The organism is Bacillus thuringiensis, assembly GCF_022095615.2.
GTDB classification, from domain to species: domain Bacteria; phylum Bacillota; class Bacilli; order Bacillales; family Bacillaceae_G; genus Bacillus_A; species Bacillus_A cereus_AG.
In genome coordinates this window covers 3,388,934-3,402,245 of record NZ_CP155559.1, presented here as the reverse complement: position 1 = coordinate 3,402,245, position 13,312 = coordinate 3,388,934, and the positions used below count along the sequence as shown (strand labels likewise).

Sequence of the window (13,312 nt, the reverse complement as noted above, 5' to 3'; positions counted from 1 at the left end):
GCGTACCCCCCCTTAATGATTGCGGTTTTCTATTATTCATATTATAAACAGTGAGATTCATAGAAAGCAAGAACGCTTGGTCATTTTGACCAAGCGTTATCATTTAAACGAAGTATAGTTGTTCAACACATAAATTATTATTATCATTTTCTATATATTCAATGATTAATGTGCCAACTTTACGATCTTTATCTTCAGTTGTGAAAATAGAGTAAGAAGTAAAACGTGCTGTTGATAGGCCGCTTATATGTGTAGGTAAAGAAATGTAGTCGTTATCGCGGAAGAATTCCATCAGTTCAATATCTTCAAATTCTTTTCGGTCAACTTGTTTGTTTGTATAGCGGCGTTGAAGTTGTTTTAAAGACTCATTCCAAGAAATTGCTTTTGTGTCGTATACCATTGTTCTATCTCCTTACTGTATGTAATTATTAAGAACATATGTTCTAATCTAGTATACTCTTTTTATTAGAAAAGGGAAAGCAAAAAATAATGTAAGCTTGGATTTCCAAGCTTACATTATTGATGCGTCCGTCATAATCTCTATTTTTTATTATAAGTTAGATAAGAATAAGAAACAAGATGGTATATATTTTGTTGATAGTTTTCAAGATTCTGTATATTATAAGTGTACTAAAGTGCAAGGGAATGAGAGGAATGGCATATGTAATTTCACTCCAAGGACCGATGGCAAGCGGAAAAACAACATTGGCTAAAAGGTTAGAACGATGTGGGCTTTCAGTTATATATGAAAACCCTTATCCAATTGTAGAAAAGCGAAAACAATTAAAAGTGGATCTGAATTCAAAAGAAGGGTTTATTATAAATCAAAAAATGTTTATGGAAGCAAAAATAAAGGAATTTCAAAATGTGAAAGATTCAGTCGTTATTTTTGATCGTGGACCTGAAGATATTGAATTTTATACACTTTTTTATCCAGTGCTAATAGGGAAAGAGTGGGATATAGAAACTGAATTGAAAGATGAATTATGTAAATTAAGAGAATGCCGTTCAGATGCTATTTTTTATTTAGATGTGACGAAAAAGAATGTATATGATAGAAAAAATAACGATAGGACAAGAAAGCGAAGTACATTTGAGGAGCAATTTAAATTAGTAGAAGCTGAAAAAGAATGGTATAAACAATTTCCTGTAACTTATGTGGACACGAATAGGTTAACAGTGGACGAATTAGAGGCGTATTTTATGAGAGGGTTGAAGGAGAGAAGGTTATGAAAAAAATACTTTTATTCGTATATCCAACATTTGCGGAGTTTGAAATAACGGTAGCTACGGCATTGCTGAAAAATAAATTTGAAATCATTACAGCGAGTGTAACAAAAGAATTGATTATAAGTGAAACAGGTTTGCAAGTGCAGCCACATATAGAATTAAGTGAAGTGCGTGTAGAAGAATATGAGGGGATTATTATTCCAGGCGGAGATGCAATACATATGAAGGATGCCGAAGTACTCTTTACAGTCATTCGTCAATTTTATGAACAAGAAAAATTAGTAGCTGCTATTTGTGCTGGACCATATGCGTTAGCAAAAGCAGGCTTATTCAAAGCAATTTCGTATACGGTGACTATGGATTATCAAAAATTAGATTGTTTTCCGGTGGGGAATTTTGTATATGAAGAAGTTGTGCAACACTCAAATATTATTACAGCACAGGGGCATGCATTTGTACCATTTGGAATAGCGATTGCCTCTTATTTTGGAGTAGCGAACGAACATAATATAAATTTTTATGGTGGTAAGGGCAATGTGATGATGGAGAAACTTTTACCTGAGAATGTATAAAAGCTAGCATTTGCTAGCTTTTTTCTTTTTGACATCGATAAATAGCTAACGTTTTCGGATCGCGCCATATATCGTTATGAAGTGTCAATTCATTTTCTACTTCTTCTTTTAGCCATTCCTTCATTTCGGCGTGAAGATGTGTATTATCAGGTATATTTAGTGATGGAAACATGCTAGAAATATAGTTTACAATTGGAGTAGCATGATGGAAAACGAGTGCATTATGAATAATAGTTTCTTCAACAGTTGGAAAAACAGAGTGTAATATCTCTTTACCATTTTCTAAACAAAATGGAGTGACTGATGATGTTGTTTTCGGTAAATCAAATGCGTCTAACATGCGATTACACATTTCGACGATACGAGGTAATGTAACGTTAGAATTTGTTGTAGCTAAAAGTGAGCCACCAGGACAAATTACTTTATGGAATCCTTGGACTGTTTTTTCGACATCTTTCATGTGGTATAACATATGTCTTGCGACGATCCAATTATAGCAATTAGCCTCAAAAGGAAGTTTACCGGCATCACCTAGTCTCCATTCAATTATGCTATTCTTTATTGCAGCTTCAGAAAGCATCGTTTTCGATTGATCCAAACCGGTTAGTTGGCCTTTATGCCCGTTAGTTTGTAAAAGGGAAAGAAAATTTCCATTAGCACACCCAACCTCTAATATTTTTTCTTCTCCTTGAAGTTGTAAATGTTCCATGACGGATTCATCTAAATTCACTGGTTTTTCTTCGTAATACTTATGCGTATCGATACGTGTTTGTAAATGGTTACTTATGTTGTATTGGCGTTTTACATCATTCATTTTTTCGTATTCCACCTTCGTGCAAAATTGATGAATCGCATGTGTTAATACGTCCGTTTTCTTTAAACCTTCGTAATGAAGTGCAGATTCAAACCTTTCAAGTAATTTTTCTTCAATTCGAAAATGAATATCTTTTCGCTTCGTCATTGAAATCTCGCCCCTTTGCATCTGTTAGTGAGACTATAGCACGCCTGAAAAATTCGTGTAAATAATTTGTGTACACAAATGAAGGAGATGAAAAAATTGTTCGAATGTGAGTTTAAACTATTGACGATTTAACCGTTTTCATATATTCTTAAATTAAGAAATATTCAAATAATTAAAAGAAATGAGAGAGTCACATGCTTCTTCAAGGAACACATCGAATTGGTCGTATGGCCATGCTGTTGGCACTTGCGGATGAGAATGAAAGCCCTGTATTATCTATTCCGAAAGGTTGGAAGTATTGTACTGGGAAAGTGGGTTCGATGAATTCGCAAAAAGTTGTAGCAGCAATGGAAACAGCGGCTAAGAGCACCCAAGTTATTGAAACAGACGTTTACAGAGAAACACATGCACTTTATCATGCAATAATGGAAGCTTTGTACGGAGTGACGAGAGGTCAAATTCAGTTAGCAGACGTTCTTCGTACAGTAGGACTTCGCTTTGCAATTGTGCGCGGTACACCATACGACGGAAAAAAAGAAGGCGAATGGGTTGCTGTTGCATTATATGGAACGATTGGTGCACCTGTAAAAGGATCTGAGCATGAGGCGATTGGTTTAGGAATTAATCACATATGATTTGCCCATAGTCTATTAGTTAGAAGGGGGCCTTACTTTTTTAGGACAGAAGTCTGTCTTAAAAAGATAAGGTCCCCTTTTGCCTTTTTAAGGAGGAAAAAGAATGATTACGTTAACAGGACACACATTGACAATTGAAGAAATGAAGAGGTTGTTACTTGAAGGGGAAGGGGTAACACCTTGTCCAAATAGTATGCAAAAGGTGGCAGAGTGCCGCGAAGTAGTTGAGAAAATTGTAGAGGACGGAAAAGTCGTTTACGGTATTACAACTGGATTTGGAAAGTTCAGTGACGTGCTTATTCAAAAAGATGATGTAAAGGCACTTCAACATAATTTAATTCAGTCACATGCATGCGGAATAGGCGATCCATTCCCTGAAGAAGTATCACGCGGTATGTTAATTTTACGAGCGAACACGATGCTTAAAGGAGTATCAGGCGTTAGACCACTTGTTGTAAATATGCTTCTTGAGTTTGTAAATCGTAAAATTCACCCAGTCGTTCCGCAACAAGGTTCACTTGGTGCGAGTGGTGATTTAGCGCCTTTATCTCATCTTGCGCTTGTATTATTAGGCGAAGGTGAAGTGTTCTATAAGGGGAAACGCGTTCATGCGATGGTTGCTCTTACAGAAGAAGGTCTTGAACCGATTGAACTTGAAGCGAAAGAAGGGCTGGCATTAATCAATGGTACGCAGGCGATGACAGCGCAAGGAGTTCTTTCTTATATAGAAGCAGAGGCAATGGCGTATCAAGCTGAATTCATTGCTTCGATGACAATTGAAGGATTACAAGGCATTATTGATGCATTTGATGAAAATGTTCATAAAGCACGTGGTTATAAAGAGCAAGTGGAAGTAGCGAGCAGAATTCGTGACATCCTTCATGATAGTAAATTAACAACAAAACAAGGAGAACTACGAGTACAGGATGCATATTCACTTCGCTGTATCCCGCAAGTACACGGTGCTTCTTGGCAAGTTTTAAATTATGTGAAAGAAAAATTAGAAATTGAAATGAACGCAGCAACAGATAATCCGCTAATCTTTGATGGCGGAGAAAAAGTAATTTCGGGTGGGAATTTCCATGGTCAACCAATTGCGTTTGCAATGGACTTCTTAAAAGTAGGAATGGCGGAACTTGCAAATATTTCAGAGCGTCGTATTGAGCGTTTAGTCAATCCGCAATTAAATGATTTACCTCCATTTTTAAGTCCAGAACCAGGACTTCAGTCTGGTGCGATGATTATGCAATACGCTGCAGCGTCACTTGTTTCTGAAAATAAAACGTTAGCACATCCAGCGAGTGTTGATTCAATCCCGTCATCAGCTAACCAAGAAGATCACGTAAGTATGGGAACAATCGCTTCACGCCATGCACATCAAATTATTCAAAATGTAAGACGTGTTCTTTCAATTGAGATGATTTGTGCGATGCAAGCAGCAGAATATCGCGGTATTGAAAACATGAGTACAGTGACGAAGAGCTTCTACCATCAAGGCCGTCAACAAGTACCTTCTATTACAAATGATCGCATATTCTCAACGGATATTGAAAATATTGCGTATTGGTTAAAAACAAATTATTCGATAAAAGAAAGATTAGATGTAAACGCAGCACTATAAAATGAGAAAAGGGAGAGATTGAAATGGAAAAAGTTAAACAAACAATTCGCGCGCCAAGAGGTACAGAGTTACAAACGAAAGGGTGGGTTCAAGAAGCTGCACTTCGTATGTTAATGAACAATTTAGATCCTGAAGTTGCGGAAAAACCAGAAGAATTAGTTGTATATGGCGGAATTGGCCGTGCAGCTCGTAACTGGGAAAGCTACAATGCGATTGTAGATTCATTAAAAACGTTAGAAAGCGATGAAACGTTACTTGTTCAATCAGGAAAACCAGTTGCCATTTTTAAATCACATGAAGATGCACCACGCGTTCTTTTAGCGAACTCAAACTTAGTACCAAAGTGGGCGAACTGGGATCACTTCCGTGAACTAGAGAAAAAAGGTCTTATGATGTACGGACAAATGACAGCAGGTAGCTGGATTTACATCGGCACACAAGGTATTTTACAAGGAACATATGAAACGTTTGGTGAAGCGGCACGTCAACATTTCGATGGTTCATTAAAAGGTACATTAACACTTACTGCTGGTTTAGGTGGTATGGGTGGTGCACAACCTCTTGCTGTAACGATGAATGGCGGCGTTGTAATTGCTATTGATGTAGATAAGCGTAGTATCGATCGTCGTATTGAAAAGAGATATTGTGATAAGTATACAGAATCATTAGAAGAAGCATTGGCTATTGCAAACGAGTATAAAGAGAAGAAAGAGCCTATTTCAATTGGATTATTAGGTAATGCAGCAGAAATTCTACCTGAGTTAGTAAACCGTAATATTATCCCTGACTTAGTTACGGATCAAACATCAGCTCATGATCCATTAAACGGTTATATTCCAGTAGGTTATACATTAGAAGAAGCGGCGAAACTTCGTGAAGAAGATCCAGAACGTTACGTACAATTATCAAAAGAAAGCATGACAAAACATGTGGAAGCAATGCTTGCTATGCAAGAAAAAGGCGCAATTACATTTGATTATGGAAATAACATTCGCCAAGTTGCTTTCGATGAAGGTTTGAAAAATGCATTTGATTTCCCAGGATTCGTACCTGCATTTATCCGTCCATTATTCTGCGAAGGAAAAGGGCCATTCCGCTGGGTAGCACTTTCTGGTGACCCAGAAGATATTTATAAAACAGACGAAGTAATTTTACGTGAATTTGCGGATAATGAGCATTTATGTAACTGGATTCGTATGGCTCGTCAGCAAGTTGAGTTCCAAGGTCTTCCATCACGTATTTGTTGGTTAGGTTACGGTGAGCGCGCGAAATTTGGTCGCATCATTAATGAAATGGTTGCAAATGGTGAATTATCAGCACCAATTGTTATCGGTCGTGACCATTTAGATTGTGGATCAGTAGCATCTCCAAACCGTGAAACAGAATCGATGAAAGACGGTAGTGATGCAGTAGCAGACTGGCCAATTTTGAATGCGTTAATTAACAGTGTAAACGGTGCAAGCTGGGTGTCTGTTCACCATGGTGGCGGCGTTGGTATGGGTTATTCACTTCACGCTGGAATGGTTATCGTTGCAGATGGAACAGAAGCGGCAGCAAAACGTATTGAGCGCGTATTAACTTCTGACCCTGGTATGGGTGTTGTTCGTCACGTTGATGCAGGATATGACTTAGCTGTGGAAACTGCGAAAGAAAAAGGCGTTAACATTCCAATGATGAAATAAGGAGGAGAAAACATGCTAGACACTTTACTAATAAATATCGGTCAATTACTAACAATGGATCAAGAAGATGGCTTGTTAAGACGGGAAGCGATGAACACGCTTCCTGTTATCGAAAACGGTGCGGTTGGAATTGAAAACGGCGTAATCACTTTCGTTGGAACAGCGGAAGAAGCTAAAGGATTACAAGCGAAAGAAGTTATTGATTGCGGCGGGAAAATGGTTTCTCCTGGTCTTGTTGATCCGCATACTCATCTTGTATTTGGCGGATCTCGTGAAAATGAAATCGCACTAAAATTACAAGGAGTTCCGTACTTAGAAATTTTAGAACAAGGTGGAGGCATTCTTTCAACTGTAAATGCAACGAAACAAGCGTCAAAAGAAGAACTTGTTCAAAAAGCAAAATTCCATTTAGACCGTATGCTATCTTTCGGAGTTACAACTGTAGAAGCGAAGAGTGGTTACGGATTAGATGATGAAACAGAGTGGAAGCAATTAGAGGCAACTGCACAATTACAAAAAGAGCATGCAATCGATTTAGTTTCCACATTTTTAGGTGCTCATGCAGTTCCGAAAGAGTATAAAGGTAGATCAAAAGAATTTTTACAATGGATGTTAGACCTACTGCCAGAAATGAAAGAGAAGCAATTAGCTGAATTCGTTGATATTTTCTGCGAAACAGGTGTGTTCTCTGTCGAAGAGTCAAAAGAGTTTTTATTAAAAGCGAAAGAGCTTGGCTTTGATGTGAAAATCCATGCAGATGAAATCGACCCTCTTGGTGGTGCGGAAGTAGCGGCTGAAATCGGTGCAGCATCAGCGGACCATTTAGTTGGCGCTTCGGATAAAGGAATTGAAATGCTTGCAAACTCGAATACAGTCGCAACATTATTACCAGGAACAACTTTCTATTTAAATAAAGAAAGCTTCGCTCGCGGTCGTAAGATGATTGATGAAGGTGTTGCAGTTGCGTTAGCTACAGACTTTAACCCAGGTAGCTGTCCAACTGAAAATATTCAGCTTATTATGAGCATTGCAATGTTAAAGCTGAAAATGACACCAGAAGAAGTTTGGAATGCCGTAACAGTTAACTCTTCTTATGCTATTAATCGTGGTGATGTAGCTGGGAAAATTAGAGTTGGTCGTAAGGCAGATTTAGTTTTATGGGATGCGTACAATTATGCTTACGTACCGTACCATTACGGTGTAAGTCATGTAAATACAGTTTGGAAGAACGGTAATATCGCATATACAAGAGGTGAACAATCGTGGATCACGGCCACTATTTAAAGAAAAATGCAAAGTTTATTGATCGTGAAGTGACGAAATGGAGTGAAATGATTAAAGATTGGGAGGAAGGCGTGGAAATATTCGGTGCGGCCTTAATTGGAGCACCCCTTTCTAAACCATCTATTAGTCATTCGGGAGCAAGTTTTGCACCAAAAACAATTCGTGCGATGTTAGATGCATATAGCACGTACGCAATTACAGAAGAACACGATATGAAAGAAAGTGTCTTGTATGATTGTGGAGATATTACAATGCATGTGACAGATATACAAGAAAGTCATACCCGAATTACGAAAACGGTTGGTCACTTAACGAAAGTAAATCCGAACATGATACCAATCGTTCTTGGTGGTGACCATTCAATTAGTTTTCCGAGTATAACAGGCTTTGCAAACAGTAAAGGGAAGGTCGGTATTATCCAATTTGATGCCCATCATGATTTACGTAATTTAGATGATGGTGGTCCATCAAATGGTACACCGTTCCGTAGTTTACTAGAAAATGATGTCATTACAGGACAACAACTTATTCAAATCGGAATTCGTAATTTTTCAAATGCACGAGCGTACCATGAATATGCAAAAGAACATGGCGTGACAGTGTATACAATGAAAGATGTACGAGAGCGAGAAATAAAAGATATTATCACGGAAAGTATTGAAGTATTAAGAAAGCAAGGCGTGACTTCTATTTACATTTCTCTTGATATGGATGTACTAGATCAAGCATTTGCACCAGGTTGTCCAGCAATTGGTCCTGGCGGAATGGACAGTACGACTTTACTTGATGCGATTGAATTTCTTGGTAAAGAACCACTCGTTCAAGGGATGGACATTGTAGAGATTGATCCAACCCTTGATTTTAGGGATATGACGAGTCGAGTAGCCGCGCAAGTGATTATGAGTTTTCTTTTAGCGAGAGAGACAGTCCGTAAGCAAGTTAGTGTATAGGCGTGAAATGAATAGAGAATGTTTACCGATTCCGTATAAAAAACACATTACTACTCATATGTAGTAATGTGTTTTTATGTAAAAAGAGAAGGTGAAATTAGAATGTATATATGTGTGGAAAAGTTAATAAGATTGCGGGTTTTTAGTGATATTTTATGAATTTATTTTCTTAGTTCGAAAGGATTGACATGGAAAATAATTTTATGATAAAATAAAAATTTTGCTAAAAAAGTTATTGTGTGTTAAGATTGAGAAGGTTACCATATATGGAGGTGGATTATTTGTTTCAAATTGGCGATAACATTGTTTATCCTATGCACGGAGCAGGTATAATTAAAGCCGTAGAAGAGAAGGAAATCGCAGGAGAAAAACAACAGTATTATGTTATAAAAATGTCGGGTAGTAATATGGAAGTAATGATTCCGGCAGGGAGAATATTGAGCTCAAATATACGACCAGTCACGGATATAACGGCAATAGCACACATATTGGATATTTTTCAACATGGAGAATCTGATAGATTACTTACGTGGAAACAAAGGTATAAATTGAACACTGATAAAATAAAGACGGGTAAAATACAAGAAGGTGCTGAAGTTGTACGTGATTTACTACGTATGCAAAAAGAAAAAGCACTTAATGCAAGCGAAAAGAAAATGTTAGATAACGCACATGAATTTTTGATTAGTGAACTGGGATTAATTGAAGGTATCACAGAAAGTCAAATAAAAAGCTTTTGTTAAGATTCATTAAAAATAATGTATTACATCCCAAAAAAGATTTTGAATTTTTTGGGAACATAATTATAGAAAATTAATCATTTCAAAGACATTCAACTCTTTCAAACCACTTTTAGAGCATTAACCTCTTTTGTTATTACTACAATCAAATCCATTTTTATTTTTTAATTCTTTACGAATGTTCGAAGTTTAATTAAACACTTCGATAGAATAGTTACTTGATTTTTGCAATCCTGATTCACACTGGCACGGACAAGGAGCCGTAAGGATGAAAGAGAGGTAGGGCTTTCATTGTTTTAGGTTTATAAGTTATTATTTTTAGAAGAATACTGAACCATTTCCGCTTCTATTGATAAGGAATTTTTTATATGTGAAGAGATTATAATTGTTTATATTCTTTATATAAAAGAGATAAACAAATTGACAGCCATATATGGTCAATTAAAAAAAGGTTTCCTATTAAGGAAACCTTTTTTAGTTTATTTATAGCATTCTATTTATTTGATATTCGAATATTTTGTGATTAAAGCGTATAAATTGACGTTACTATCTAAAAGTAAGTATGATGCGTTTATAGTAAGAATTTTTTAGGGGGAAGAAAAATGACAAGTTCAAATAATAAAGCAGCAAGTATTTATGAAGGAACAAAGATAAACGCTTGGGGATCTTTTGAAAATATTGAAGAAACGAAGTTGTTTAATCCGCTTCAAATTGGATCTTGGTCTCTTCGTAATCGCATAGCAATGGCACCGATGACGAGATGTTTCGCGAATCATGAAACAGGAGTCGTTGGCACTGATGTAGTCGAGTACTATAGAAAACGTGCAGCTGATGGAGTTGGCTTAATTATTACAGAGGGAATCGTCATTAGCCCAAGAGCAAAAGGAAATCCAGGAGTACCAGGGATTTATACACAAGAACAAATCGATTCGTGGAAGCCTGTTACAGAGGCAGTGCATAAAGAAGGCGGAGCGATTATTGCTCAAATATGGCATGTTGGACGTATGAGTCATCACGAAATAATTGGTGGGCAAATGCCGCAAGCACCCTCTGCTATTGCTGCAGAAGGAAATGTTCCACGTTTTCGTAAACCGTTCGATACACCAGAAGCAATGACGTTAGAAGAAATAGAAGAAGTTATCGGTCAATACGCACAAGCTGCGAAGAATGCGATTGAAGCTGGATTTGATGGAGTAGAAATTCACGGTGCACACGGATATTTAATCGATCAATTTACTTATGAGTTTGCAAATAAGCGTACTGATAAATACGGAGGAGACTTAAAGCAAAGGCTAACGTTTATGAAAGAAGTAACGGCGGCTGTAATAGAAGCTGTTGGGGCTGACAAAACACTTCTTCGCTTCTCTGCTTTCAAAGGTGATAATCCAACTTATATGTGGGAAAACCCTGAGCTTGCAATTGAAACGTTTGTAAATATGTTCAAAGAAGTTGGGTTAACGATGATTCACCCTTCGACGATGAATTATACGGCTGTTATTGCTGACGGAAAGAATTTTCATCAATTAGTAAGAAAATATTGGGATGGTACGATCGTAGGAGTAGGGAATTTAAATCCGAAAGAGGCTGAAGAAGCGTTGCAAGAAGGAACGATTGATGTAGCGGCATTTGGAAGACCTTTAATTGCTAATCCAGATTTTGTCCATCGAATTCAAAATGCTGAAAGTTTAGTTGAATATGATGCGAAAGAGCATCTTGCTACATTAATTTGAATAAAGATAAAAGGAGAACACCTGATGTGTTCTCCTTTTATTATGGATTTTCCTAGGAGGAAGCGGGATGAGTGAAACGCTACTCGTTATTATTAGTATATTGCTCTTATTGATGTTACTATTAATCATTTTTTTTATTATTACATTTTTTATTAAAAAACGGACGCATCATTCGATATTAAAGTTACATCCATACTTAGGAAGGATGCGTTATTTACTCGAAAAGATAGGACCGGAATTTAGGCAATATTGGTTTGATCATGATACGGATGGAAAGCCCTTTTCACGTTATGATTTTCAAAGTGTAATGTTTCTAGCAAAGTATCGTTCAGAAATACTCGGTTTTGGATCGAAACGAGATTTTGATGCATCTGGATATTATATCGCTAATACATTATTTCCGAAATTAACAGATGAATTAAGTGTGAATGTAACGCAAGAACGTGAAGGGAAAAAGTATGTGATTCATAAAGAAGGGTTATTTTCACGAAGAGAAAAATTGACAGCGGATACAACGAATCTCTGGTTATACGAAGAAGACGATGCAATTATAGTCGGTGAAAACCGCCAATATCCGTGGAAACTGCATGGCATGTTTGGGGCATCTGCGACTTCTTACGGTGCGATTGGCGAAAATTATATTTTGGCGAGCGGGTTTGGTGCGAAGATGGCTGGCGGATCGTGGATTAATACTGGCGAAGGTGGCGTTATTCCAGAACATTTACATACAGGTGCGAATATCGTTGCGCAAATTGGTCCGGGTTTATTTGGGTACCGTGATGAGGATGGTAATTTTTCAATAGAGAAATTTATGGAGAAAGCAAAAGAAAGCAATATTAAAGCATTCGAATTGAAATTTGGTCAAGGTGCAAAAATACGTGGTGGTCATTTAGAGGGACAAAAAGTAAATGAGAAGATCGCTTCTGTTCGAAATGTGCGAGAAGGGGAGACAATTAATTCACCGAATCGATTTCCATTTTTAAAGAATGCAGCAGATACACTTTATTTTATTCAGCGTTTGCAAGAAAACGGCGGCAAACCAATCGGTATGAAAATTGTAATTGGACAGCAGGAGCCGTTGGAAGATTTATTCAAATCGATGAAAGAGTTAAACATCTATCCAGATTTCATTACAGTTGATGGTTCAGAAGGTGGATCAGGTGCAACGTATAAATCGATGGCAGATAGTATGGGGATGCCGCTTATTCCAGCGTTACTGACATGTATTGATACAGCGAATCATTATGGTATTCGGGACAAATTTAAAGTGTTTGCCTCGGGGAAATTAATTACACCAGATAAAGTGGCAATTGCTTTAGCTATTGGTGCAGATGCTGTAAATTCAGCGCGCGGATTTATGATGGCGAGTGGTTGTATTATGGCGCTTCAATGTAATTCGGGGCAATGTCCATCTGGAGTTGCCACGACGAATCCGCACTATCAAAAAGCGCTAGATCCGTATGAGAAGAAATGGCGAGTAATGAATTATGTTGTTAGTATGAGATATAGTTTGTTCTCACTTGCGGCCGCAGCGGGAGTAAAGAGTCCGCGTCATTTAACGAGAGAGCATATTGTGTTTAAAGATGAGATGGGGCGGATAGTTCCTCTTTCAGAATTGTTTCCTACTAGTAAATAGAAAATAAGCTATGTTTAATAGATTAAAAGTCATACATTCGTGTGGCTTTTTTCTTTTAAAATTTGTCTAATAAGTGAATGAAAATAAGGTGTGAAAAAACAGTATTTTATTTTCTGAATTTTTTTACTTTAATTCATTTTAAAACCCGTGTAATCCACTGGGGTAAAGGCGTTTATAAGGTTTTCACATGTAGTAAAAAGGGTTTGTTCACTTGAAAGAACAAAAAATGTTTGTTAAGGTAGGGAACCATAAGCGAAAACAAGAAAATAGA

General features: G+C 37.2%; 12 protein-coding genes. 10 read left to right on the top strand and 2 right to left on the bottom strand.

The features are described 5' to 3' along the window. Positions 1-103: 103 nt before the first annotated feature. Complete coding sequence (locus KZZ19_RS17630) at positions 104-400, bottom strand: hypothetical protein (protein ID WP_237980570.1); 297 nt, start codon at positions 398-400, stop codon at positions 104-106. Between the two features lie 254 nt (positions 401-654). On the opposite strand from KZZ19_RS17630, the gene KZZ19_RS17625 reads away from it, so the two are divergent. After that, a complete protein-coding gene (locus KZZ19_RS17625) occupies positions 655-1,233 on the top strand; it encodes an AAA family ATPase (RefSeq protein WP_237980572.1) in 579 nt (192 codons plus the stop codon). After that, positions 1,230-1,802, top strand: coding sequence for a DJ-1/PfpI family protein (locus tag KZZ19_RS17620; protein WP_237980574.1), 573 nt, complete (start codon positions 1,230-1,232; stop codon positions 1,800-1,802). The genes KZZ19_RS17625 and KZZ19_RS17620 overlap by 4 nt, the downstream gene beginning before the upstream one ends. A gap of 13 nt (positions 1,803-1,815) precedes the next feature. Here KZZ19_RS17620 and KZZ19_RS17615 read toward each other — a convergent pair whose 3' ends face one another. After that, complete coding sequence (locus KZZ19_RS17615; protein WP_237980576.1) at positions 1,816-2,763, bottom strand: class I SAM-dependent methyltransferase; 948 nt, start codon at positions 2,761-2,763, stop codon at positions 1,816-1,818. A gap of 194 nt (positions 2,764-2,957) precedes the next feature. Between KZZ19_RS17615 and hutP the strand changes: the two genes are divergently transcribed. The 8 genes from hutP to KZZ19_RS17575 all read left to right on the top strand — a co-directional run bounded on the left by hutP (position 2,958) and on the right by KZZ19_RS17575 (position 13,041). Beyond that, positions 2,958-3,398 carry a hut operon transcriptional regulator HutP gene (gene hutP / locus KZZ19_RS17610; protein WP_000926521.1) on the top strand — a complete coding sequence of 147 codons (441 nt, stop codon included), beginning with the start codon at positions 2,958-2,960 and terminating at the stop codon, positions 3,396-3,398. A gap of 103 nt (positions 3,399-3,501) precedes the next feature. Further along, entirely contained in the window at positions 3,502-5,019 is a 1,518-nt protein-coding gene (gene hutH, locus KZZ19_RS17605) for a histidine ammonia-lyase (RefSeq protein ID WP_088097340.1), read from the top strand. A gap of 23 nt (positions 5,020-5,042) precedes the next feature. Continuing rightward, positions 5,043-6,701 (top strand): urocanate hydratase, encoded by a 1,659-nt coding sequence (hutU, locus tag KZZ19_RS17600; RefSeq protein ID WP_088097339.1) that lies wholly within the window; start codon positions 5,043-5,045, stop codon positions 6,699-6,701. Positions 6,702-6,713: 12 nt separating this feature from the next. Further along, positions 6,714-7,985 carry an imidazolonepropionase gene (gene hutI, locus KZZ19_RS17595; RefSeq protein WP_088097338.1) on the top strand — a complete coding sequence of 424 codons (1,272 nt, stop codon included), beginning with the start codon at positions 6,714-6,716 and terminating at the stop codon, positions 7,983-7,985. Continuing rightward, positions 7,964-8,935, top strand: a complete 972-nt coding sequence (gene hutG / locus KZZ19_RS17590) for a formimidoylglutamase (RefSeq protein WP_237980579.1) — start codon at positions 7,964-7,966, stop codon at positions 8,933-8,935. Before hutI ends, hutG begins: the two co-directional genes overlap by 22 nt. A gap of 281 nt (positions 8,936-9,216) precedes the next feature. Beyond that, a complete protein-coding gene (locus tag KZZ19_RS17585) occupies positions 9,217-9,678 on the top strand; it encodes a CarD family transcriptional regulator (RefSeq protein ID WP_176225740.1) in 462 nt (153 codons plus the stop codon). A gap of 599 nt (positions 9,679-10,277) precedes the next feature. Beyond that, positions 10,278-11,405, top strand: a complete 1,128-nt coding sequence (locus KZZ19_RS17580) for an alkene reductase (RefSeq protein WP_237980580.1) — start codon at positions 10,278-10,280, stop codon at positions 11,403-11,405. Positions 11,406-11,472: 67 nt separating this feature from the next. Beyond that, complete coding sequence (locus KZZ19_RS17575; RefSeq protein ID WP_237980582.1) at positions 11,473-13,041, top strand: FMN-binding glutamate synthase family protein; 1,569 nt, start codon at positions 11,473-11,475, stop codon at positions 13,039-13,041. Positions 13,042-13,312: the final 271 nt, after the last annotated feature.